Consider the following 23,520-nt stretch of genomic DNA (forward strand, 5'->3'; position numbering starts at 1 on the left):
TACATGGCACGAATACTTGTCGTTGATGATGCTGCGTTTATGCGGATGATGATTAAAGACATTTTGACCAAAAACGGGCATGAGGTCGTTGCCGAAGCGGCTGACGGGCGGCAGGCGATCGAGAAATATAAAGAGACGCGCCCCGACATTGTGACGATGGACATTACGATGCCGGAGATGGATGGGATTACGGCGCTGAAAGAAATCAAAAAAATCGACAGCAACGCCAAAGTCATTATGTGCTCAGCGATGGGGCAACAGGCGATGGTGATTGACGCCATCCAAGCGGGGGCGAAAGATTTCGTTGTCAAGCCATTTCAGGCAGATCGCGTCATTGAAGCGATTAACAAAACGCTCGGATAAGCGATAAGAGGTGGATGGTATTGATGGCAATATGGCGATGGGCGGCAGCTTTGTTTATGACAGCTATTGTGTTGAGTGCATCGCCGGCATCGGCCGCCCAAAGCCCGACGGTTGCCGACTGCTTGCAGCAACCGGATGCGTGCGGGCCGTCAACGCCGGCCGGGCAACAGACACAATCGGCCAGTAAAACAGCTGATGCCGTTTCTGCTTCCGATGTGCTCCGGCTCATTGGAGCGACCGCCTTTGTTCTCATTCTTCTTTATGTGCTGCTGAAATGGCTTTCCCGCCGCCAGCCATTCGGTTCTGGTCAAAAAGGTGTCATCGAGCACCTTGGCGGGACGAGTGTTGGAACGAACCGTTCCGTCCAGCTCATTAAAGTCGGCAACCGGCTGCTTGTCATCGGCGTCGGCGATTCGATTCAACTATTGCGAGAAATTAGCGATGAAAACGAGATTAATGAGCTGCTGGCGCAACATAACGAACGGCTTGAACGGATGGCTGATTTCAGCCGCTTCCGCTTCCGGCTTCGTGAGTATTGGGCGGCAAAATCAAAATCGGAAGGGAGCACGGCTCCCTCGTTTTCGGCGCTGCTTGCCGAGGAAATGAAACAAATGGCCGAAAAGCGCAATGAGTGGCTAAAGCGGCTGAAAGAGGAAGGTACAGCGGGCGATGAATGAATTTGTCCATATGTTTAATTCAATGGCTCCCGAGCATGTGTCGACATCGGTGAAATTGCTGCTGTTGCTCACTGTCTTGTCGATTGCTCCTGGCATTTTAATTATGATGACGTGTTTTACACGCATTGTCATCGTTCTGTCGTTCGTGCGTACGTCGCTCGGCACGCAGCAAATGCCGCCGAACCAAGTGTTGATTGGGTTGGCGTTGTTTTTGACATTTTTCATTATGGCGCCGACATGGAAAGACATCAATGATCAGGCGTTGCAGCCGTTATTTGCCGAAAAAATTGATTTGGATGAGGCGTACGAACGTGCTGCCATTCCGCTTAAGCAGTTTATGAGCAAGCACACACGGCAGCAAGATTTGGCGCTGTTTTTATCATACAGCGGCGCTGAACAGCCGAAAACGGTCAACGACATCCCGTTGACTGCGCTCGTGCCAGCGTTTGCGATTAGCGAGCTGAAGACGGCGTTTCAAATGGGCTTTATGATTTTTATTCCGTTTTTAGTCATCGACATGATTGTCGCCAGCGTCTTAATGTCAATGGGGATGATGATGCTGCCGCCGGTGATGATTTCGCTGCCGTTTAAAATTTTGTTGTTTGTTCTTGTTGACGGCTGGTACTTAGTCGTCAAATCATTGTTGCAAAGTTTTCAATAAAGATAGGTGGCGTCCATGAGTGCCGATTTGATTATCCGCCTTGCTGAGCAAGGTGTCTATATTGTGTTGATTGTCTGTGGTCCGCTCTTGTTGCTGTCGCTTATTGTCGGTCTTGTCGTCAGCATTTTTCAAGCGGCGACGCAAATTCAAGAGCAGACGCTCACTTTTGTGCCGAAAATTATCGCTGTCTTGCTCGGGCTTGTGTTGTTCGGGCCGTGGATGCTCTCGAAAATGGTGTCATACGCCCATGATATTTTCAACAATTTGGCTTCATTTATAGGCTGATCGATCATGGAACAATTATGGACTCACTTTCCGGCATTTTTGCTTATCTTTGCCCGCATCGCTTCTTTTTTTGCTGCGATGCCGCTTTTTTCGTACCGGACGGTGCCGGCTTCATATAAAATCGGGTTGGCGTTTTTTTTCAGTTGGATTTTGTTTTTGGCGGTGCCCAAACCGACACTGTCATTGAACGATGTGTATATGTTGCTTGTCTTCAAAGAGGTGCTCGTCGGGCTGGCGCTTGGGCTGCTTGCGGCAACCATTATGGCAGCGGTGCAAATTGCCGGTGGGTTGATTGACTTTCAAATCGGCTTTGCCATCGCCAATGTCATCGATCCGCAAACCGGGGCGCAAAGCCCGTTGTTAGGCCAGTATCTTCACTCGTTAGCACTCTTGCTTTTGCTGGCGCTTGACGGACACCATTTGCTGCTTGATGGCATGTTTTACAGCTATCAGTGGCTGCCGCTTGACGGGTGGCCGCATATTGCCGATGGGCGGGCTGTCGAATATGCTGTTCGCGCCTTCGCCGCGATGTTTGTCGTAGCCGTACAAATGGCTGCCCCGCTTGTCGGATCGCTCTTTTTAGTCGATGTGGCGCTTGGCATCATCGCTCGTGCAGTGCCGCAAATGAACATTTTTGCCGTTGGTTTTTCGCTCAAAACGGTGACGGCATTTTTGTTGTTGTTTGCAGCGATCGGAGGAATTTTGTTTTCCGCCCGTGAACTGTTTCAACTCATGTTTGCGTCGCTGCGCGAGTTTATGCGGTTGTTAGGAGGCGCGTAAGATGGGCTGCTGGCGGCTTGATTTGCAATTTTTTGCGGGAGAAAAAACGGAAAAGGCGACGCCGCGCAAACGGCAAGAAGTGCGGGAAAAAGGGCAGGTGGCAAAAAGCGGTGACGCGGTTGCCGCCGCCGTTTTGCTTGCTACGTTTCTTGCCTTGTTTTTGGCGGGGGCATACGAGCGCGATGGCTTGCTGCGTTTGTTCACCCGCGCGCTGTCCGATTACGCGTCTGTCCCGCTGACGATCGATTCGCTTCATTTGCTGTTTCTCGACTGGCTCCGCCATGCGGCGTTCCTTTTGGCTCCGTTTTTTGCTGCCGCTGTGCTGGCGGCCGGACTGGCCAACTTTTTGCAAATCGGCGCCCTTTTTACCGTTGAACCGCTGAAAATGGATTGGAATCGGCTCAACCCGGTGAAAGGAATGAAGCGGTTCTTTTCGCTGCGCGCCATTGTCGAACTGTTGAAGTCGGTGTTAAAAGCTGGAATCATCGGCACAGTTGTCTTTACGCTGCTGTTTTTCGAACGAAACGAGCTACTGGCGCTTGTTTCCAAACCGCCGGGCGCCATGCTCGCTGTCATTGGCGGCTTGACGGTGAAAATGGGGCTGTATGCCGCGGCATCGCTCTTATTTTTAGCGTTGTTTGACTATTTGTACCAACGGTTTGAATTTGAAAAAAATATTCGCATGTCGAAGCAAGACATTAAAGACGAGTATAAAAAGACGGAAGGCGATCCACTTATTAAGTCACGCATCAAACAGAAACAGCGCGAAATGGCGATGAAACGGATGATGCAAGAAGTGCCGAACGCGGACGTTGTGATTACAAATCCGACCCATTATGCTGTCGCGCTCAAATATGAAGATGGAAAAATGGAAGCGCCGGTTGTCGTGGCGAAAGGGGCGGACTATGTCGCCCTAAGAATTAAGGAAATTGCCAAAGCGAACGGTGTCGTCACCGTCGAGAACCGTCCGCTCGCCCAAGCGCTTTATCGGCAGACGGAGGTCGGCGATATGATTCCAGAGGCGTTTTTTAAGGCAGTGGCGGAAATTTTGGCGTACGTTTACCGGCTCAAACGAAATGTGTAGCAACAAGGAGAGAAAAACATGCAAGCGCAATGGAAAGATTTATCAGTTTTGCTTATGGTCGTGCTCATCGTTGCCATGCTCGTCATCCCGTTGCCGACATGGCTGCTCAGCATCTTGATCATCATCAATATTTCTCTCGCCTTACTTGTTTTGCTGACGGCGATGAACACGAAAGAACCGCTTGAATTTTCCATTTTTCCGTCATTGCTTTTAGTGCTGACTTTGTTTCGATTAGGATTGAACGTCTCAACAACCCGCGCGATTTTAAGTAAAGGAGAAGCGGGGGGAGTCGTCGAAACGTTCGGGACGTTCGTCGTTGGTGGCGATGTCGTCGTTGGATTTGTCGTATTCTTAATTTTGATCATCATTCAGTTTATCGTCATTACGAAGGGGGCCGAACGTGTCTCCGAAGTGGCGGCCCGCTTTACGCTCGATGCGATGCCGGGAAAACAAATGAGCATTGACGCCGATTTAAACGCCGGCATGATTTCGGAGCAGGAAGCGCGGCAGCGGCGGGAAAAGATTGCTCGAGAGGCCGACTTTTACGGTGCTATGGATGGGGCGAGCAAGTTCGTCAAAGGCGACGCCATCGCCGGGATGATTATCGTCATTATCAATATGTTATTTGGCATGATCATCGGCGTCGTTGGACAAGGGATGGAGATGGCCGAGGCGGCGAAACGTTACACATTATTGACGGTCGGTGACGGGATTGTAAGCCAAATTCCAGCGTTATTGATTTCGACCGCGACCGGTATTATTGTCACCCGAGCGGCGTCCGACAGCAATTTAAGCGGCGATATTATGCGTCAGCTGTTTGCTTTTCCGAAAATGTTGTACGTCACTGCTGGAACGATTTTCTTGCTCGGCTTGCTTACACCGATTAGTGACGTATTGACGATGCCGATCGCTGGGCTGTTGGCGCTCGGCGGCTACCGGTTTGCTCGGGGACAACAGCACGAGGAAGCAGTCGGGGCCGAACCGGAAGAGGAAACGGCGGCGGACGAATTGAAAAGCCCGGAAAGCGTCATTCAACTGTTGCATGTCGACCCGATTGAGTTTGAGTTTGGTTATGCGCTCATTCCGCTTGCTGATGCGGCTCAAGGTGGAGATTTGCTCGACCGGATCGTCATGATCCGCCGCCAGCTTGCACTCGAGCTCGGCATCGTCGTCCCAGTTGTGCGCATTCGTGATAACATTCAGCTTCAGCCAAACGAATATCGGGTAAAAATTAAAGGTGAAGAAGTGGCGCGTGGCGAGCTGCTGCTAGACCATTATTTAGCGATGAGCCCTGGCGTCGACGATGGTTCGATCGACGGCATTGAAACGGTCGAGCCGGCGTTTGGCCTGCCGGCGAAGTGGATTTCTGAGGCGATGAAAGACCGCGCTGAAATGCTCGGTTATACGGTTGTTGACCCTCCATCGGTCGTCTCGACACATTTGACGGAAGTGCTTAAGTCCCACGCCCATGAATTGCTTGGCCGCCAAGAAACGAAGCAGCTGATCGATCATTTGAAAGAATCGTACCCAGTGCTTGTCGATGATGTGACCCCGAATCCGTTGTCGATCGGCGATGTTCAAAAAGTGCTTGCCAAGCTGTTGAAAGAGAAAGTGTCGATCCGCAACTTGCCGCTGATTTTTGAGGCGCTTGCTGATTTTGCCCGCCTGACCGGAGACACCGATTTGTTGACCGAATATGTCCGCCAAGCGCTGGCGCGGCAAATTACTGGGCAATACGCCGTGCCGGGCGAGCCGTTGCGGGTCATTACGTTATCCGGCAAAGTGGAAAAAATCATTGCTGATGCTGTGCAGCAAACAGAGCACGGCCGCTATTTGGCGCTTGATCCGACGCGGGCGCAGGCGTTCGTTGAGTCGGTGTCCCAAGCGCTTGACCGCTATCCGTTTGCCGGTCAAACGCCGATTTTGCTCTGTTCTCCGGCGGTGCGCATGTACGTCCGCCAGCTGACCGAGCGCCATTTTCCAACGATCCCGGTGCTGTCGTATAACGAGCTTGAAGCGGATGTCGAAGTCCAAAGTGTGGGGATGGTGGAAATGGAATGAAAGTGAAAAAATTTATCGCCCCGTCCATGAATGAAGCGATGAAAATGGTTCGCGCCGAGCTCGGTCGCGATGCGGTCATTTTACACTCGAAAGAGACCCGTACCGGCGGATTTTTCGGTTTGTTTGCGAAAAAGAAGATCGAAGTGTTAGCGGGCGTTGACCCTGATCCATTGCCGCCGCGTTCGCCGGATGTGGCAGCACCCACTAATGGGCCATTAGCAGCTGGGCGGGAAAAGACAAATGACTTGCTTGCGGGAGAACTGCAGGAAGTGAAAGCGCTCGTCCGTCAGTTGGCTAGCGGCTCGCCTTCGTTGGTGTTCCCCCCGCCGCTAGCTGAGGTGGAGCGACGGCTTGTGCGGCAAGGAATGGCGGAAAGTTACGTTCGCGAAGTGATGGACCGCTTACTTGAACGGTGGTACACCGACAAGGGGGAGCGCTCGGCGGCTGTCGTCTCTGAATGGGCGAAAGAGGTAGTGCGTGACATGTTGTCGTCGCTTCCGTTTGCCGAAGCCGCAAGGCAAAAAAAATATGTGATTTTGCTCGGCCCGACCGGGGTTGGAAAGACGACGACGCTTGCCAAAATGGCGGGGCGCGCTGTTCTCGAACAAGGAAAAAAAGTCGGTTTCATTACGACGGATACGTACCGAATTGCAGCCATCGATCAGTTGAAGACGTATGCGCACATTTTACATGCTCCGTTTGCAGTATGTTACAATGCCGATGATTTCCGGGCAGCGAAGCGAAACCTAGCCGATTGCGACCTCGTGTTTGTAGATACAGCCGGACGCAATTTCCGCAACCCACAATATGTTGCTGAATTGCAGCAAACGATCGAGTTTGACAGCGAGACGGAAACGTTGCTTGTGCTTGCCGCCACCGGAAAATATGACGACATGAAAGCTGTCTATGACCGCTTTTCCGGTCTTCCGCTCGATCGGCTAATCATCACCAAACTCGATGAGACCGACTCGTACGGAGCTGTATTCAACTTGCTGCTCGACAGCCGGCTTGGCGCCGCCTATTTTACGAACGGGCAAAACGTGCCGGACGACATGATGAAAGCATCGGCCGACCGGCTTGTTCAGCTGTTGTTTGGAGCGGAGCGATGGTGAAAGATCAAGCAGAACAGCTTCGTCTCAAGCTGAACCGTCTCCGGCAGCAGCCGTCGCCGCGGACAATCGCGGTGACGAGCGGAAAAGGCGGGGTGGGCAAGTCGAACGTTTCGCTCAATTTCTCGCTGTCGCTTTCTAAGCTCGGGTTTCGCGTCTTGCTGCTCGATATGGACATCGGCATGGGCAACATCGATATTTTGCTCGGCGAGTCATCGTCGTTGGCATTGGCCGATTGGTTTTCGGCCCGACTGCCGCTCTCAGAGCTAGTAAAAAGCGGTCCGGAACATCTATCGTACATTGCCGGGGGAACGGGAGCGGCACAATGGCAGGGGCTTGATACGGCTAGCATCGACCGCTTTTTGACCGAACTGCAGGCCGTGGCGTCACAGTATGATTACCTCATCTTTGACATGGGGGCGGGGGCGTCAGGGGAACGGTTGTATTTTCTAAAGTCGGTTGACGACGTATTTGTGGTGACAACACCGGAGCCGACCGCCATGACCGACGCGTATGCCATGATGAAATATATGCACGCTGCCGGCAGCGAGGCGCCGTTTTCCGTCATTGTCAACCGCGCCGGCAAGGAGCGGGAAGGGTATGAAGTTTTTGAGCGGCTGAAGTACGTCACCGGTCGGTTTTTAAACAAAGATATTGCGTTGCTTGGCATCATTCCGGAAGATCGGACGGTCGCTCGCGCGGTTGTCAGCCAAACGCCGTTTGTATTGCTTGATCCAGCAGCGAAAGCGAGCAAGGCGGTGCGCCAAATGGCATTCCGTTATGCGCCGCAGCGGGAGGAAGGGACGGAGCGGGCGAGTCGCTTTTTTGCCAAACTGCGCCAACTTTTCCTAGAAAGGTAGAGACGGACAATGAAGACGATCAAGGTGCTTGTTGTCGATGACTCGGCGTTTATGCGCAAATGGATCAGCGATTTTTTGTCCGAACACCCGCGCCTTGAAGTCATCGGAACGGCCCGCAATGGTCAAGAGGCGCTTGAGAAAATCGCTGTTCTTCACCCTGATGTTGTGACGCTCGACGTCGAAATGCCAGTGATGGACGGACTGGAAACATTGCGGCATATCATGGAGAAGAAGCCGTTGCCGGTCGTCATGGTATCAAGCACGACGAAGGAAGGGGCGGAAAATACGGTAACCGCCATGCAATATGGGGCCGTTGATTTTGTGGCGAAACCGTCTAGTTCGCTTTCGCTTGATTTATACAAAGTGAGGGATGAACTAGTCCGAAAAGTGTTGCATGCAAGCGAAGCGAACATAAGGGCGCTCACCGTCCGGCGCTCGAAAGTCGGACCTTGGCGTTCACTCGACAAAACGGCGCACGTCGAAAAAGCGATCGTCGCCATCGGCACCTCAACCGGCGGCCCACGAGCCTTAGAAACCGTGCTGACGCAGTTGCCGCCCGATTTGGCCGCTCCAGTTGTCATCGTCCAGCATATGCCGAAAGGATTTACGAAATCGCTTGCCAACCGGCTGGACGCACTATCCGCCATAACTGTCAAAGAGGCAGAAGATGGGGAGGTGCTGCGAAATGGCACTGCTTATATCGCCCCAGGCGGTGTTCATCTTGCCGTCAGGGAGGAAAACGGTGTGCTGAAAGCCCATTTTGATGCGTCGCCGCCGCGCGCCGGCCACCGCCCAGCCGTTGACGTGTTGTTCGAATCACTTGCCGCCATTCACCACTGCCGGAAAGTGGTGGTAATCATGACCGGAATGGGAGCAGACGGGACGAAGGGACTGAAAAAGTTGAAAGAAAGCGGAGACGTGGAAGCGATCGCCGAAGCGCGCGAGACAGCAGTCATTTATGGGATGCCGAGGGCGGCGATCGAGGCCGGTGTCATCGATGTCATTACTCCGCTTGACGGCATTGCCGCCGCCATCGTCCAATCGATCGGGGAATGAGGGGGAACATGGGATGGATATGAGTCAATACTTAGACATCTTTATTGATGAAAGCAAGGAACATCTGCAAACGATCAACGAACGGCTGCTTGAACTCGAACAAACCCCGGGTGATATGGCTCTTGTTAATGAAATTTTCCGCTCGGCCCATACGCTAAAAGGAATGTCAGCCACGATGGGATTTGAAGATTTGGCCAATTTGACGCACCAACTAGAGAATGTGCTTGATGGCATCCGCAATCAGCGGCTCATCGTTACCCCGGAACTGCTTGATGTTGTTTTTCAAGCTGTCGACCATTTGGAAGCGATGATTATATCGATCGCCTCAGGCGGCGATGGGAAGCGCGATGTGGGCGAGACGGTCGAACAGTTGAAACGAATTGAGCAAGGGGAGATGCCGAACAAACCGACAGCAGGCGAACAATTGCCCCTCGAGCATACATACGGGGAGTTTGAATACCATGTGTTGCAACAGGCAAAAGATCAAGGATTTTCTATCTATGAAATTCGCGTTCGCCTTCGTAAAGACTGCATGTTGAAAGCTGCACGCGTGTACATGGTGTTTGAGCAGCTCAATGAAGCAGGGGAAATTGTAAAATCGACACCCCCGGCTGACATGCTCGAGGAAGAGAAGTTTGATCAAGAGTTTCTCGTCACCGTTGTATCGAAAACGCCGGCTGATGAACTGCGAATGCGGCTGATGAGCATTTCTGAAATCGACGAGGTCGAGATCTCCGCGGTGACGGTCGATGAGCCATCTGCTAAAAGCGGAGAACAGGACGACCCTGAACCGCCGGTGTCGACCGCCATTGGACAAGTTGCAGCGGCGCAGGCTAAAGCAGAGGCGGCGGAAAAACTGGCGGCGAAACAGACAGGGAAGACAATCCGCGTCAATATTGAACGGCTTGATATGTTAATGAACTTGTTCGAAGAACTAGTTGTCGATCGCGGACGGCTTGAGCAAATTTCCCGCGATTTGAACCACCCTGAACTAACCGAAACGGTGGAACGGATGTCGCGCATTTCAAGCGATTTACAAACGATTATTTTAAACATGCGCATGGTGCCGGTCGAAACTGTGTTCAATCGCTTTCCGCGCATGGTGCGTCAACTTGCCCGTGAACTTGGCAAAAAAGTGCGCCTTGATATTATCGGAGCGGAAACGGAACTTGACCGAACGGTCATCGATGAAATTGGCGATCCGCTCGTCCATTTGATTCGTAACGCGCTTGACCACGGCATTGAAGCGCCAGACATTCGGGTGGCGTGCGGAAAACCGGAGGAAGGGACGGTCAAATTGCGCGCCTACCATAGCGGCAACCATGTATTTATTGAGATTGAGGACGACGGTGCCGGCATTTCCCGGGAGAAAGTGTTGCAAAAGGCGATCGACCGCGGCATCGTTTCAGCGGAGGAAGCGGCCCACCTGACCGACCAACAAGTGTATGGGTTGATTTTTTCTCCAGGATTTTCCACCGCTGACCGCATTTCCGATATTTCCGGGCGCGGCGTCGGATTGGATGTAGTCAAAAGCACGATCCAATCGCTCGGCGGCACGGTCACCGTCGATTCGCAGCCTGGAAAAGGATCGCTTTTTTCCATCCAGCTGCCATTGACGTTGTCGATCATTTCCGTGCTGCTCGTTCAAATCGCTGCTGAGACGTATGCCATCCCGCTGTCATCGATTATGGAGACAGCGTTAGTAAAGAAAGAAGATATTTTCTCTGCTCATAACCAGCCGGTCATTGACTTCCGCGGTAAAGTCGTGCCACTCGTCCGGCTGAAAGACGTGTTTTCCGTACCGAACGCATCCGATGAGGGGGATGCGGTGGCGGCTGTCATTGTCCGGAAAGGGGAAAAACTGGCAGCATTGGCGGTCGACTCATTTATCGGACAGCAGGAAGTTGTACTAAAATCGCTTGGAAACTATTTATCTTCTGTCTTCGCCATTTCTGGTGCGACAATTTTAGGAGACGGTCGGGTGGCGCTGATTATCGATTGCAATGCGCTTGTAAAATAACAGGCAGCGTACTCACGCCACGGTGGGCAATGGAAAAAGCATGTTGATAGTCTACTAAAAAGCTCTGCAGCGACGTGTTAGTGAGGAATATGGATGTGCCACTATCGTTGGCCGAAAAAATATGAACAAAAGCGGTGCGCCTAATGATGGTTTATTCCATCTACATCTCAATAGAAAAAGGGGGGAGTGGCCAATGAACACCAATGTTCAAACAGACTGGAAAGTGATTGCTTTTCGCTTGAAAGAAGAAGAGTACGCCCTGCCGGTGCAGCACGTCCGTTCGATTGAAAAAATGCAGCCGATTACGCGCGTACCGGGAACGGCCCACTATGTGAAAGGAGTCATCAATTTGCGCGGGGTCGTGACGCCGATTATCGATTTGCGCGAGCGGTTTGGGTTTGCTCCTGAACCGTATGGAGAACAGACACGGATGATTATTGTCACCCTTGGGGATGTCGAAGTGGGGCTGATCGTCGATGCGGCGAACGATGTTATCGATATTCCGGGAGCGAGCATCGAGCCGCCTCCGGAGGCGATCGGAGCCATCGAAGCGAGCTACATTTACGGGGTGGCGAAAATAGAGAAACGGCTCCTCATTTTGCTGGATTTAGCGAAAGTGCTTGGTCAATAAATCGCAGAGAGGGGCGTTGTCGGTTGGATGACATTTGCAATTTGACAGGGATGCATATCGACGTTTTACGCGAAATCGGAAACATCGGGGCTGGCAATGCGGCAACCGCCTTGTCGACGCTATTAAACAAAAAAATTACAATGGCCGTACCGCGCGTCCAAGTTGCAACGTTTGCCGAGATGATGGAGCTGATCGGCGGGCCGGAACAAGTTGTCGCGTGTGTTTATTTGCGCATCGAGGGGGAAGCGCCAGGGAATATGTTTTTCGTGCTGCCGCCGGAACAGGCGGAGCGGTTTGTCCGCCGGATGATCGGCGACGACTCGTTTTCGTTTCAAGGGGAGGCCCATGAGCTCGGATGTTCGGCGCTTCAGGAGCTTGGCAATATTTTAGCCGGTTCGTATTTATCAGCGCTCGCCGATTTTACCCAGCTTACTTTGCAGCCATCCGTGCCGGCGCTGGCGGTGGATATGATCGGAGCTGTGCTGTCGTTTGGTTTGCTTGAGCTGTCTTGTGTCGGCGATTACGCCATTTTGATCGATACGGCCATTTACGATGAGCGACAGCCGAATGAAAGCATCGACGGCCATTTCTTTCTCCTCCCCGATCCGGAGTCGTTTTCCACCATCTTTCGGGCATTAGGTGTGGATGGCGGATGAGGGCGATCGAAACGGTCAAAGTCGGCATCGCGGAGATGAAAGTCGTTGTAGCCCCAACCGTCATTCGCACATGTGGACTTGGATCGTGCGTAGGTGTCGTCATTTATGACAGCGGAAAAGCGATCGCCGGCATGGCGCATGTTATGCTTCCACATTCTTCGATGGCGCGCGGAGGGGTCGTCAATGAAGCCAAATATGCTGACACGGCGGTTGAAGCGCTTTGTAAACTCGTCATCGCCGCCGGTGGGCGAAAAGCGATGCTCAAAGCGAAGCTGGCTGGAGGGGCGCAAATGTTCTCGTTTTCTTCAACTAGTGGAGATATGATGCGCATTGGCGCCCGCAACGTCGAAGAAGTGAAAAGGCAGCTCGAGCGGTTGCACATTCCTGTTGTTGCTGAGGATGTCGGAGGCCATAGCGGCCGGACGATCGAGTTTAATCCACAAACGGGCATGCTGTCCATTCGCACGGCTAGTCAAGAAATCAAAGAAATATAATGCCGTTTCCATAAGGCGAGGGGGAGAACGATGGGGAGCGCGCTAACGCTAAAAGGAGACGAACAGAAATATTGGGACGACTGGGTCAACGGCCGCGACCGGCATGCGGCCGAGGAGCTCGTACAGCGCTATATGCCGCTCGTTTCTTACCATGTGCAGCGGCTTTCCGCCACGCTGCCGAGTTCCGTGCCGAAGGAAGAGCTGGTCAGCCTTGGGCTTGTCGGTTTGTACGATGCGCTTGAAAAGTTTGACCCATCGCGCGATTTGAAATTTGACACATATGCATCGTTTCGCATCCGCGGCGCCATCCTCGACGGTTTGCGCAAAGAAGATTGGCTGCCGCGCAGTGTGCGCGACAAAGTAAAAAAAATTGAAGAGACGGCTGAGCGGCTTGAGCAACGGTACATGCGGTCGGTGACGGCGAAAGAAGTTGCCGCCGAGCTCGGAATGACGGAAGAAGAAGTGCAGGCAGCGGTCAATGAAACGTTTTTTTCCAATTGGCTTTCGCTCGGGCAGACAGCCTGTGAAGAGGACGATGAGCCGCTTGCGATCCGCGACGACCGCGCCGTACTTCCGGAAGAACAAGTCGTCAAGCAAGAAATGGTCGAAAAGCTGGCCGTGGGTATCGGACAGTTGAATGAAAAAGAGCAGCTTGTCATTAGCTTGTTTTACAAAGAGGAACTCACGTTTACGGAAATTGGGAGCATCCTGCAGCTGTCCACATCAAGAATTTCCCAAATTCATGCCAAAGCGCTGTGGAAATTGCGCCGTTTTTTTGCTGAGGAGCAATGAGGGGAAAGGAAGTGGAAAGGTGGATATTCAGCTGCCTGCGTTGCAAAGTGTGATGCCAAAAGTGCCGGAAGCGGGAGGTATGCATGCTGCTGCGCAGCACTATCCTTATACTGTGCAGGCGCAAATGGCGGAGGCCAGCGAAAAACGGACAGAGCGGGCACGCCGCCAAGTGACGGACAAGCGGACAGGCACCCGTGCAAGGTGGGAGGCGTCGCGGTTCGGAGGCCATCCTTATAAAGGAAAAACGATTGACATTAAAGGATAGTGAACATCATGGGAGCATTTTGGCTAGCTATCAGCTTGCTGTTACATGCGTTTTCCTTTTTGCTCATCATTTTGCTTTACATGCGTCTGTCGCGGCTTGGCGAGGCGGAACAGCGCGCAGCAAAGCGGGCGGAAGAGCTCGAGGAGGCGATGGCGGCTCACCTTGTCGCCTGGAAAGAAGAGAACGAGCGTTTTTTGGGCGAGCTTGACGCGTTGCTTCGGACGAAAACAACCGCCGGGGCTGCCAAGCAGCCACTGGCTTCAAAACTAGCAGCACCTGCACCGCGCTCAGCAAGCGACGGCAGCGGATCGGCATCGCCTACATCGCCCACGGATGAAAGCGGGGCGGAAGAAAAAAACGGAGAAATCGCGCAAACGGGACAGAACGACCGTGACGTGGCGCTCGATTATTTTCCGGACATTGAAGCGATCGAAGATGTGCTAGACCTTTCACCGTCCGCCAGCGCGGCTGATGCCGCTCGCCGTTTACATGAAGAGGGGGCGACGATTGAGGAGATTGCCAAAAAACTGCAAAAAGGAAAAACGGAAGTGGAGCTGCTGTTGAAATTTGACCGAAAAACGAGTGAATAACAGCTTGATTTACCACCGGCGATTATGATATATTTTTACATGGTGTGAATACACACGCCTGATGATTTCAGCAACGGTGCTGGCGAGGCCAGTCTTGCTGAAAGATGAGACAGGCGGAGGTACAAAAACCACAAGGAAACAGGAGGAGCATACATGTCAGTGATTTCGATGAAACAACTGCTTGAAGCTGGCGTCCATTTCGGACATCAGACTCGCCGTTGGAATCCGAAAATGAAAAAATACATTTTCACGGAGCGCAACGGTATTTATATTATCGACTTGCAAAAAACGGTTAAAAAAGTCGAGGAAGCATATAACTTTGTGCGCGAATTAGCGGGCAACGGCGGCAAAATTTTGTTCGTCGGCACGAAAAAACAAGCGCAAGAATCAGTGAAAGAGGAAGCGGAACGCTGCGGCATGTTTTATGTCAACCAACGTTGGCTTGGCGGTACGCTGACGAACTTCGCGACGATCCAAAAACGGATTAAACGTTTGCGTGAAATTGAAAAAATGGAAGAAGACGGCGTATTTGACGTGCTTCCGAAAAAAGAAGTCATCGGCTTGAAAAAAGAAAAAGAGCGGCTCGAGAAATTTTTAGGCGGCATTAAAGACATGAAAGAGCTGCCGGATGCGTTGTTCGTCATCGACCCGCGCAAAGAGCGGATCGCGGTGGCGGAAGCGCGCAAGTTGAACATCCCGATCATCGGTATCGTCGACACGAACTGCGATCCGGATGAAATCGACTACGTCATCCCGGCAAACGATGACGCCATCCGCGCCGTTAAACTGTTGACGTCGAAAATCGCCGATGCAGTGCTTGAAGCAAAACAAGGCGAAGAGGCAGCCGTCGCAGCGGAGTAAGACAGCTTAGGAAAGGTGATAAGAGGGGAAAGCCTTTTATCACCTTTTTTTGAGACAGAAATCAGCAACTTTTGGCTATACTAACGAATAAGGGCAAAACAGGCACCCGCTGCCGACATCGATACATATATGGGATAAAGAGAAGGAGGAGCTTTTTATGGCGATTACAGCACAAATGGTAAAAGAGCTGCGCGAAAAAACGGGCGCAGGCATGATGGACTGCAAAAAAGCGCTCACCGAAACGAACGGTGACATGGAAAAAGCGATCGACTGGCTGCGTGAAAAAGGAATTGCTAAAGCAGCGAAAAAAGCAGATCGCATCGCAGCGGAAGGAATGACATACATCGCGACGGAAGGCAATGCGGCTGTCATTTTGGAAGTAAACTCGGAAACGGACTTCGTTGCCAAAAACGAAGCGTTCCAAACGCTCGTTAAGGAGCTGGCTGCACATCTGCTGAAACAAAAGCCAGCCACGCTTGATGAAGCGCTCGGACAAACGATGAGCAGTGGTTCCACTGTTCAAGATTACATTAACGAAGCAGTTGCTAAAATCGGTGAAAAAATTACGCTCCGCCGCTTTGCTGTTGTCAACAAAGCGGATGATGAAACGTTTGGCGCGTACTTGCACATGGGCGGGCGCATCGGCGTATTAACATTATTAGCCGGCAACGCAACTGAAGAGGTCGCTAAAGATGTGGCGATGCATATTGCTGCGCTCCATCCGAAATACGTTTCGCGCGATGAAGTGCCGCAAGAAGAGATTGCGCGCGAACGTGAAGTGTTGAAACAACAAGCGTTGAACGAAGGTAAGCCGGAAAACATCGTTGAAAAAATGGTTGAAGGCCGTCTGAAAAAGTTTTACGAAGATGTTTGCCTGCTTGAGCAAGCGTTCGTGAAAAACCCGGATGTGACGGTACGCCAATACGTCGAATCGAGCGGAGCAACCGTGAAGCAGTTCATCCGCTACGAAGTTGGTGAAGGGCTCGAAAAACGTCAAGATAATTTCGCTGAAGAAGTCATGAGCCAAGTAAGAAAACAATGACGGACCGCAACAGGGAACACGCTCGTGTTCCCTGTTTTTCAAAGCGACTCGCATCATCACGGAGGTTTGACATGGAACAACCAAAATACAAACGCGTTGTTTTAAAGCTAAGCGGAGAAGCGCTCGCCGGAAAACAAGGATTTGGCATCCAGCCGGCAGTGATCCAGTCGATCGCCAAACAAGTAAAAGAAGTGGCTGAACTCGATGTGGAAATCGCCATCGTTGTCGGCGGCGGCAACATTTGGCGCGGAAAAACAGGAAGCGAAATGGGAATGGACCGGGCGACAGCTGACTACATGGGGATGTTAGCGACGGTAATGAACGCGCTCGCCTTGCAGGATAGCCTCGAGCAGCTCGGCGTCGAAACGCGGGTGCAGACATCGATTGAAATGAGACAAGTGGCCGAACCGTACATCCGTCGGCGGGCGATTCGCCATCTCGAGAAAAAGCGGGTCGTCATTTTCGCCGCTGGTACGGGCAACCCATATTTTTCAACCGATACGACTGCCGCGCTGCGGGCAGCAGAAATTGAAGCGGACGTCATTTTGATGGCGAAAAACAACGTTGACGGCGTCTATAGTGCCGATCCGAATATCGATGCCAGTGCGGTCAAATACGATGAACTGTCGTACTTGGATGTCATTCAGCAAGGGCTCGGTGTCATGGACTCTACCGCTTCCTCGCTTTGCATGGACAACAATATTCCACTCATCGTCTTTTCGATTACGGAAGAGGGTAACATTAAACGTGCTGTATTAGGAGAAAATATCGGAACGATCGTAAGGGGGAAATAACGATGGCAAAGCAAGTGATCCAACAGGCGAAAGAAAAAATGGATAAAGCTGTGCAAGCGTTCAGCCGCGAGTTGGCGACCGTCCGTGCCGGTCGGGCGAACGCGGGGTTGCTTGAGAAAGTAACCGTTGACTATTACGGTGTCGCAACGCCGATCAACCAGCTCGCTACGATCAGCGTGCCGGAAGCGCGTATGCTTGTCATTCAGCCGTATGACAAATCGGTCATTAAAGAAATGGAAAAAGCGATTTTAGCGTCGGACTTAGGAGTGACGCCGTCGAATGACGGATCGGTTATCCGCCTTGTCATTCCGCCGCTTACTGAAGAACGTCGCCGTGAACTGGCGAAGCTCGTCAAAAAATATTCGGAAGAAGCGAAAGTTGCGGTGCGCAACATCCGTCGCGATGCAAACGATGAGCTGAAAAAACTCGAGAAAAATAGCGAGATTACGGAAGATGAGCTGCGCAGCTATACCGACGAAGTGCAAAAGCTGACCGACAGCCATATCGCCAAAATTGACGCCATCACAAAAGAGAAAGAAAAAGAAGTGATGGAAGTATAGGAAAACGATGCAAACCCTCTATGTTGATGGAGGGTTTTTTTGCTATAATGGAAAGGCAAAACACGTTTGCGGAGGACACGTATGTTCAATAAAATGTGGAAAAATAAAGAGAAAGACGCCCTGTTGACGAAAGAGGATGTGCTTAGTCATCCGATTCCGAACCACGTCGCCATCATCATGGACGGGAACGGAAGATGGGCGAAAAAGCGGGCTTTGCCGAGGGTGGCCGGCCATTATGAAGGGATGCAAGTTGTGCGCAAAATTACCCGTTTTGCTAACGAGCTTGGGGTGCGCGTTTTGTCGCTTTATGCGTTTTCAACAGAAAATTGGAAACGTCCGAAAAGCGAAGTCGACTATTTAATGAAACTGCCAGAACAGTTTTTGACGACATTTCTTCCCGAGCTTGTCGCAGAGAATGTGAAAGTGCAAGTGATCGGCCGTACAGACGAGCTCCCGGATCATACACGTCAAGCCGTCAGGAGAGCCATTCACGAAACGAGTGGCAACACCGGCCTAATTTTAAACTTTGCGCTCAATTATGGAAGCCGGGCGGAAATTACCGCTGCTGTTCAGCAAATCGCCAAAGACGTCCAACGTGGGGCACTCGCGCCGGGGGACATTACCGAGTCACTCATTTCCTCCTATTTGATGACGGGTGGGCTTGACGATCCGGATTTGCTCATTCGTACGAGCGGAGAAATTCGTTTAAGCAATTTTATGCTTTGGCAGTTGGCGTATACGGAGTTTTGGTTTACTGATGTATTATGGCCGGATTTTACTGAACAACATTTCTTGCAGGCGATTGCCGCTTACCAGCAGCGCGACCGCCGATTTGGAGGAGTGTCAGCACGATGAAACAGCGAATCATTACCGGAGTCATAGCGGCGGCGCTCTTTTTGCCGATTGTTATTTTAGGTGGATTTCCGTTTATAATAGTAACATATATATTGGCTACGGTTGGGTTGTTTGAACTGCTGCGGATGAAAGGGATGTCCCCGCTGTCATTCGCCGGGGGAGCCGGGTTCGCGGCTCTTTGGCTGTTGCTTGTTCCCGCCAGCTATGGTGACGAGTGGGTGGCGTCTGGGTCTGCCAAGTTTGGCGTGCTTGCTGCCCTCGCCTTTTTGTTGCTTGTTGGCACCGTTTTGACAAAAAATACGCTGACGTTCGATGAAGCGGCATTTATCGTGTTGGCGGTCCTTTATGTCGGCGTTGGATTTTTCTGCTTCGGTGCCGTCCGTTTAGCTGGTTTGTCGTACTTGATTTATGCGCTGTTTGTCATTTGGGCGACCGACATCGGGGCATATTTTTTCGGCCGCGCGTTCGGTCGGCGTAAGCTATGGCCGGAAATCAGTCCAAACAAAACAATCGAAGGTGCCATCGGCGGCATCGGCTCCGCTGTTGCCATCGCTGCCGTTTACGAATGGACGGCTGGTCTGTTCGACAGCCTCGGTGCGGCGATTGGGCTCGCGCTCTTGCTTTCGATGTTCGGCCAGCTCGGCGACTTGGTCGAGTCGGCGTTCAAGCGCCATTACGGCGTGAAGGATTCGGGAGCGATTTTGCCGGGGCATGGCGGCATTTTGGATCGGTTTGATAGTCTATTGTTTGTGTTGCCGCTCTTATACATATTTATCGAAGTGGTACGATAAGAGGATGAGGAGTGAAAGGATTGAAATATATTAGTATATTAGGGGCGAGCGGATCGATCGGCACGCAAACGCTCGATGTCATCCGCGCCCATCCGGACAAATTCCGCTTAGCCGCGGCATCGGTCGGGAAAAATGTTGAAGCGGCCAGACGTCTTATCTCCGAATTTTCTCCTCGCCTTGTCGCCGTCGCCGACCGCGGTGCTTATGAGACGCTCTACAGTGAATACGGCGGGCGGCTGGCGATTGTGTACGGAGAGGAAGGGCTGGTTGAGGCGGCCGTTTGCTCAGAAGCCGATATTGTCGTCACCGCTGTCGTCGGCAGCATCGGCCTTGTGCCGACGCTAAAAGCGATCGAGGCGGGAAAAACGATCGCCCTTGCCAATAAAGAAACGCTTGTTGTCGCTGGGCATCTTGTCACAGCCGCGGCGGAAAAGCACAATGTGCCCCTGCTGCCGGTCGATAGCGAACATTCCGCCATTTTTCAATGTTTGCAAGGAGAAAAGCACGAGCACGTCGAGAAGCTCATTCTCACGGCATCCGGCGGCAGTTTCCGCGACAAGACGCGCGAGGAGCTTGCCCATGTGACGGTCGAGGAAGCGCTTTGTCATCCGAACTGGTCAATGGGAGCAAAAATTACGATTGATTCGGCGACGATGATGAACAAAGGATTTGAAGTCATTGAAGCCCATTGGCTGTTTCGGTTGCCGTATGAGCGGATCGAAGTCGTCCTGCACCGTGAGAGCGTCATCCATTCGCTTGTCGAGTTTCGCGACACAAGCGTTCTCGCTCAGCTTGGCACGCCGGATATGCGCGTTCCGATCCAATATGCGTTGACTTATCCGGAGCGGCTGCCGCTTTCTGTCGCGAAGCCGCTGAATTTAGCAACGCTAGGGACGCTCCATTTCGCTCCGGTTGATTTTGACCGCTACCGCTGTCTGCGGTTTGCCTATGAAGCTGGAAAACGCGGTGGCTCGCTGCCGGTGGTCTTAAACGCGGCCAATGAGGAAGCGGTTGCTGCGTTTTTAGCCGGCCGCATTCCGTTTTTGGCCATCGAAGAGTGGATCGAGCGCGCTCTTGAGCGCCATCGCCTAGTGAGCGATCCGCAGCTTGAGGAGATTCGCGAAATCGACGCAGATACGCGCGCTTATGTTCGCTCACTACTATCGTAAAGGTGGTTGAAACTTTGGAAACGATCATTTCGTTTATTGTCGTCTTTGGCGCCCTCGTCTTTTTTCACGAACTCGGTCACTTGCTGTTAGCGAAGCGGGCCGGCATTCTTTGCCGCGAATTTGCCATCGGTTTCGGACCGAAAATGTTTTCGTTTAAGAAAAACGAAACGGTATATACGGTCCGGCTTCTCCCGCTTGGCGGCTTCGTACGCATGGCGGGTGAAGACCCGGAAATGATTGAACTGAAGCGCGGGCAAGTCGTCGGCCTGTTGCTTGATGACGAAGGGCAAGTAGAAAAAATCGTCATCAATCATAAGGACGATTACCCGAACATCCGGGTAATCGAGGTGGAAGACGCCGATTTGGAGCATGGCATGTATGTGACGGGCTATACTGACGGGGAGCGGCTTGAGCGATTTGCTGTCAAAGAGCCGGCGTTTTTTGTCGCCGATCGCCAAGAAATTCAGATTGCTCCATACCACCGTCAGTTTGCTGCGAAAACGCTCGGACAACGGACGATGGCGATTTTGGCTGGACCGCTCGCCAATTTTGTCTTGGCCCTTGTCGTCTTTATTTTGATCGGTCTCTTGCAAGGATACCCGGTCGACAAGCCGATCATCGGCGAGCTGACGCCGGAAGGGGCGGCGCGTGCGGCTGGCTTGAAGCAAGGGGACGAAGTGATCGCGATCAACGGCGAACGTATGGAAACATGGACAGAAATTGTCAATACGATTCGCGCTCATCCGAACGAACCGCTCCAATTTCAAATTGAACGGGGCGGAAACGAAATGAATGTGACCGTCACCCCAGAAGAGAAAACGATTCAGGGGGAGACGATCGGCTTAATCGGCGTCTATCAGCCCATGGAAAAATCGGTGTTCGGTTCAGTGAAACAAGGGCTTATGGAGACGTACTATTGGACACGGCAAATTTTAGTCGGGCTCGGTCAATTGATCACCGGCCAGTTCCAACTTGACATGTTGTCCGGTCCGGTTGGCATTGCCGTATCGACCGGTAAAGTTGCTGAGTCTGGCATTTATTACTTGATGAAATGGGGAGCGATTTTGAGCATTAACCTCGGGATTGTCAACTTGTTGCCATTGCCGGCATTAGACGGTGGACGGCTCCTCTTTTTCGCCATTGAGGCGGTGCGTGGCAAGCCGGTCGACCGCCAAAAAGAAGGAATGGTCCATTTTATCGGCTTCGCCTTGCTTATGTTACTTATGCTTGTCGTGACATGGAATGACATTCAAAAATTCTTCCTATAATGAAAGAGAGAAAACGAGGTGGCTATTGATGAGACAAAGTCAAGGGTTTATTCCGACATTGCGCGAAGTGCCGGCGGACGCGGAAGTGAAAAGCCATCAGCTCCTGTTGCGGGCCGGCTTCGTCCGCCAAAGCGCAAGCGGCGTCTACACGTTTTTGCCGCTCGGGCAACGTGTTTTGCAAAAAGTGGAAGCGATTATTCGTGAGGAGATGAATCGCGCCGGAGCATTGGAGCTTCTCATGCCTGCTTTGCAGCCGGCTGAGCTTTGGCAGCAGTCCGGGCGCTGGTATTCGTATGGACCGGAGCTCATGCGCCTGAAAGACCGTCACGAGCGCGATTTCGTTCTCGGACCGACACACGAAGAGATGATTACTACGATCGTTCGCGATGAAGTGAAAACGTATAAGCGGCTGCCGCTTATCTTGTATCAAATTCAAACGAAATTCCGTGATGAAAAACGTCCGCGTTTCGGGCTGTTGCGCGGACGCGAGTTCATCATGAAAGATGCGTATTCATTCCACACATCGCAGGAAAGTTTGGACGAAACGTACAATAAAATGTATGAAGCGTACGCGAACATTTTCCGCCGCTGCGGCTTAAATTTCCGCGCTGTCATTGCTGACTCCGGAGCGATGGGCGGCAAAGATACGCACGAGTTTATGGTGCTGTCTGATATTGGCGAGGATACGATCGCTTATTCCGATGCGTCCGACTATGCGGCCAACATTGAAATGGCACCGGTCGTCACTACGTATGAAAAAAGCAGTGAGCCGCTGGTGGAACTGAAAAAAGTGGCGACCCCGGAGCAAAAAACGATTGCTGAAGTTGCTTCGTATTTGCAAGTAGCACCGGAACGTTGCATTAAATCGCTTTTATTTAACGTTGATGGCCGCTACGTGCTCGTTCTGGTGCGCGGCGATCATGAAGCGAATGATGTGAAAGTGAAAAATGTGCTTGATGCGACTGTCGTGGAGCTGGCGACACCGGAAGAAACAGCACGAGTGATGAACTGCCCGGTTGGTTCGCTCGGCCCGATTGGCGTCAGCGAAGAGGTGACGATTATCGCCGATCATGCTGTCGCGGCGATCGTAAACGGCGTCTGCGGCGCCAATGAGGAAGGATACCATTATACGGGTGTCAATCCAGACCGCGATTTTGCCGTCAGTCAATATGCGGATTTGCGTTTCGTCCAAGAAGGCGACCCTTCTCCGGATGGCAACGGGACGATCCGCTTCGCTCGTGGCATTGAAGTTGGACATGTGTTTAAGCTCGGTACGAAATATAGCGAGGCGATGAACGCCGTTTACCTCGACGAAAATGGTCGGACACAGACGATGATTATGGGTTGCTACGGCATTGGCGTCTCTAGGCTCGTTGCGGCGATCGCCGAGCAGTTCGCCGATGAGAACGGGCTTGTATGGCCGGTTTCGGTCGCACCGTTTCACGTTCATTTGCTGACGGCGAACGCGAAAAGCGATGAACAGCGCATGCTGGCTGAAGAGTGGTACGAAAAACTCGGACAGGCCGGATTTGACGTGTTGTATGATGACCGTCCGGAACGGGCCGGGGTGAAGTTTGCCGACAGCGATTTGATCGGCATCCCGCTCCGCGTCACCGTTGGCAAGCGGGCAAGTGAAGGTGTGGTCGAAGTAAAAGTTCGGAAAACAGGCGAGACGTTTGACGTGCCGGTCGGTGAGCTGATCGAAACAGTGCGCCGTCTTTTGCAAGGATAAACGAACGGCGCCGGCGAAAAAGAACCCGCTTCTTTTTTCGCCGGCGCTGTTGCCGTTTGTATGG

26 protein-coding genes are annotated in these 23,520 nt (G+C 52.2%); all 26 read left to right on the forward strand.

Annotated elements, in window-relative coordinates; translation table 11 throughout:
- The first annotated feature begins 3 nt into the window (after nt 1–3).
- The 26 genes from NSQ22_RS06435 (at nt 4) to NSQ22_RS06560 (ending at nt 23,456) form a co-directional block, all read left to right on the forward strand.
- Nucleotides 4–363, forward strand: a complete 360-nt coding sequence (locus tag NSQ22_RS06435) for a response regulator (protein WP_008878576.1) — start codon at nt 4–6, stop codon at nt 361–363.
- A 23-nt stretch (nt 364–386) separates the two neighbouring features.
- Nucleotides 387–1,040 carry a flagella biosynthesis regulatory protein FliZ gene (gene fliZ / locus NSQ22_RS06440; RefSeq protein WP_339264354.1) on the forward strand — a complete coding sequence of 218 codons (654 nt, stop codon included), beginning with the start codon at nt 387–389 and terminating at the stop codon, nt 1,038–1,040.
- The gene (gene fliP, locus NSQ22_RS06445) at nt 1,033–1,701 is read left to right on the forward strand and encodes a flagellar type III secretion system pore protein FliP (RefSeq protein WP_008878574.1); all 669 of its coding nucleotides are present in this window, start codon (nt 1,033–1,035) and stop codon (nt 1,699–1,701) included. Before fliZ ends, fliP begins: the two co-directional genes overlap by 8 nt.
- Nucleotides 1,702–1,716: 15 nt before the next feature.
- The gene (gene fliQ, locus NSQ22_RS06450) at nt 1,717–1,986 is read left to right on the forward strand and encodes a flagellar biosynthesis protein FliQ (RefSeq protein ID WP_008878573.1); all 270 of its coding nucleotides are present in this window, start codon (nt 1,717–1,719) and stop codon (nt 1,984–1,986) included.
- A 6-nt stretch (nt 1,987–1,992) separates the two neighbouring features.
- Entirely contained in the window at nt 1,993–2,766 is a 774-nt protein-coding gene (gene fliR, locus NSQ22_RS06455) for a flagellar biosynthetic protein FliR (RefSeq protein WP_339264356.1), read from the forward strand.
- Nucleotide 2,767: 1 nt separating this feature from the next.
- The gene (gene flhB / locus NSQ22_RS06460; protein ID WP_339264358.1) at nt 2,768–3,850 is read left to right on the forward strand and encodes a flagellar biosynthesis protein FlhB; all 1,083 of its coding nucleotides are present in this window, start codon (nt 2,768–2,770) and stop codon (nt 3,848–3,850) included.
- An 18-nt stretch (nt 3,851–3,868) separates the two neighbouring features.
- Entirely contained in the window at nt 3,869–5,911 is a 2,043-nt protein-coding gene (gene flhA / locus NSQ22_RS06465) for a flagellar biosynthesis protein FlhA (RefSeq protein WP_060475752.1), read from the forward strand.
- A complete protein-coding gene (gene flhF, locus NSQ22_RS06470) occupies nt 5,908–7,023 on the forward strand; it encodes a flagellar biosynthesis protein FlhF (RefSeq protein WP_087959934.1) in 1,116 nt (371 codons plus the stop codon). Before flhA ends, flhF begins: the two co-directional genes overlap by 4 nt.
- Complete coding sequence (locus NSQ22_RS06475; RefSeq protein ID WP_087959935.1) at nt 7,017–7,880, forward strand: MinD/ParA family protein; 864 nt, start codon at nt 7,017–7,019, stop codon at nt 7,878–7,880. The genes flhF and NSQ22_RS06475 overlap by 7 nt, the downstream gene beginning before the upstream one ends.
- 9 nt (nt 7,881–7,889) lie before the next feature.
- Nucleotides 7,890–8,936, forward strand: coding sequence for a chemotaxis response regulator protein-glutamate methylesterase (locus NSQ22_RS06480; protein ID WP_339264361.1), 1,047 nt, complete (start codon nt 7,890–7,892; stop codon nt 8,934–8,936).
- Between the two features lie 13 nt (nt 8,937–8,949).
- The gene (locus tag NSQ22_RS06485) at nt 8,950–10,956 is read left to right on the forward strand and encodes a chemotaxis protein CheA (RefSeq protein WP_339264362.1); all 2,007 of its coding nucleotides are present in this window, start codon (nt 8,950–8,952) and stop codon (nt 10,954–10,956) included.
- Nucleotides 10,957–11,149: 193 nt separating this feature from the next.
- Nucleotides 11,150–11,587 carry a chemotaxis protein CheW gene (locus tag NSQ22_RS06490; protein WP_008878565.1) on the forward strand — a complete coding sequence of 146 codons (438 nt, stop codon included), beginning with the start codon at nt 11,150–11,152 and terminating at the stop codon, nt 11,585–11,587.
- Between the two features lie 23 nt (nt 11,588–11,610).
- Nucleotides 11,611–12,243, forward strand: a complete 633-nt coding sequence (locus NSQ22_RS06495) for a chemotaxis protein CheC (protein WP_029760477.1) — start codon at nt 11,611–11,613, stop codon at nt 12,241–12,243.
- Complete coding sequence (locus NSQ22_RS06500) at nt 12,240–12,737, forward strand: chemotaxis protein CheD (protein WP_081157103.1); 498 nt, start codon at nt 12,240–12,242, stop codon at nt 12,735–12,737. Before NSQ22_RS06495 ends, NSQ22_RS06500 begins: the two co-directional genes overlap by 4 nt.
- A gap of 30 nt (nt 12,738–12,767) precedes the next feature.
- Nucleotides 12,768–13,529 carry a FliA/WhiG family RNA polymerase sigma factor gene (locus NSQ22_RS06505; protein WP_081157104.1) on the forward strand — a complete coding sequence of 254 codons (762 nt, stop codon included), beginning with the start codon at nt 12,768–12,770 and terminating at the stop codon, nt 13,527–13,529.
- 19 nt (nt 13,530–13,548) lie between these two features.
- Nucleotides 13,549–13,794 (forward strand): hypothetical protein, encoded by a 246-nt coding sequence (locus NSQ22_RS06510; RefSeq protein ID WP_081157105.1) that lies wholly within the window; start codon nt 13,549–13,551, stop codon nt 13,792–13,794.
- 8 nt (nt 13,795–13,802) lie between these two features.
- On the forward strand, nt 13,803–14,384 hold the full coding sequence (locus NSQ22_RS06515) for a hypothetical protein (protein ID WP_029760478.1): 582 nt from the start codon (nt 13,803–13,805) through the stop codon (nt 14,382–14,384).
- A 153-nt stretch (nt 14,385–14,537) separates the two neighbouring features.
- Nucleotides 14,538–15,245 (forward strand): 30S ribosomal protein S2, encoded by a 708-nt coding sequence (gene rpsB, locus NSQ22_RS06520; protein ID WP_011887147.1) that lies wholly within the window; start codon nt 14,538–14,540, stop codon nt 15,243–15,245.
- Nucleotides 15,246–15,402: 157 nt separating this feature from the next.
- The gene (tsf, locus tag NSQ22_RS06525; protein ID WP_029760479.1) at nt 15,403–16,287 is read left to right on the forward strand and encodes a translation elongation factor Ts; all 885 of its coding nucleotides are present in this window, start codon (nt 15,403–15,405) and stop codon (nt 16,285–16,287) included.
- 71 nt (nt 16,288–16,358) lie between these two features.
- Nucleotides 16,359–17,081, forward strand: a complete 723-nt coding sequence (gene pyrH / locus NSQ22_RS06530) for a UMP kinase (protein ID WP_008878557.1) — start codon at nt 16,359–16,361, stop codon at nt 17,079–17,081.
- A 2-nt stretch (nt 17,082–17,083) separates the two neighbouring features.
- Nucleotides 17,084–17,641, forward strand: a complete 558-nt coding sequence (gene frr / locus NSQ22_RS06535; RefSeq protein WP_008878556.1) for a ribosome recycling factor — start codon at nt 17,084–17,086, stop codon at nt 17,639–17,641.
- An 81-nt stretch (nt 17,642–17,722) separates the two neighbouring features.
- On the forward strand, nt 17,723–18,496 hold the full coding sequence (locus NSQ22_RS06540; RefSeq protein ID WP_008878555.1) for an isoprenyl transferase: 774 nt from the start codon (nt 17,723–17,725) through the stop codon (nt 18,494–18,496).
- On the forward strand, nt 18,493–19,287 hold the full coding sequence (locus tag NSQ22_RS06545; protein ID WP_008878554.1) for a phosphatidate cytidylyltransferase: 795 nt from the start codon (nt 18,493–18,495) through the stop codon (nt 19,285–19,287). The genes NSQ22_RS06540 and NSQ22_RS06545 overlap by 4 nt, the downstream gene beginning before the upstream one ends.
- Nucleotides 19,288–19,307: 20 nt before the next feature.
- Complete coding sequence (dxr, locus tag NSQ22_RS06550) at nt 19,308–20,456, forward strand: 1-deoxy-D-xylulose-5-phosphate reductoisomerase (RefSeq protein WP_029760481.1); 1,149 nt, start codon at nt 19,308–19,310, stop codon at nt 20,454–20,456.
- A 2-nt stretch (nt 20,457–20,458) separates the two neighbouring features.
- Nucleotides 20,459–21,724 (forward strand): RIP metalloprotease RseP, encoded by a 1,266-nt coding sequence (rseP, locus tag NSQ22_RS06555; protein WP_171355341.1) that lies wholly within the window; start codon nt 20,459–20,461, stop codon nt 21,722–21,724.
- Nucleotides 21,725–21,752: 28 nt separating this feature from the next.
- Nucleotides 21,753–23,456, forward strand: a complete 1,704-nt coding sequence (locus NSQ22_RS06560) for a proline--tRNA ligase (protein WP_029760482.1) — start codon at nt 21,753–21,755, stop codon at nt 23,454–23,456.
- Nucleotides 23,457–23,520: the final 64 nt, after the last annotated feature.

The sequence above is a fragment of the Geobacillus sp. FSL K6-3411 genome (assembly GCF_037965715.1).
GTDB lineage: Bacteria > Bacillota > Bacilli > Bacillales > Anoxybacillaceae > Geobacillus > Geobacillus thermodenitrificans.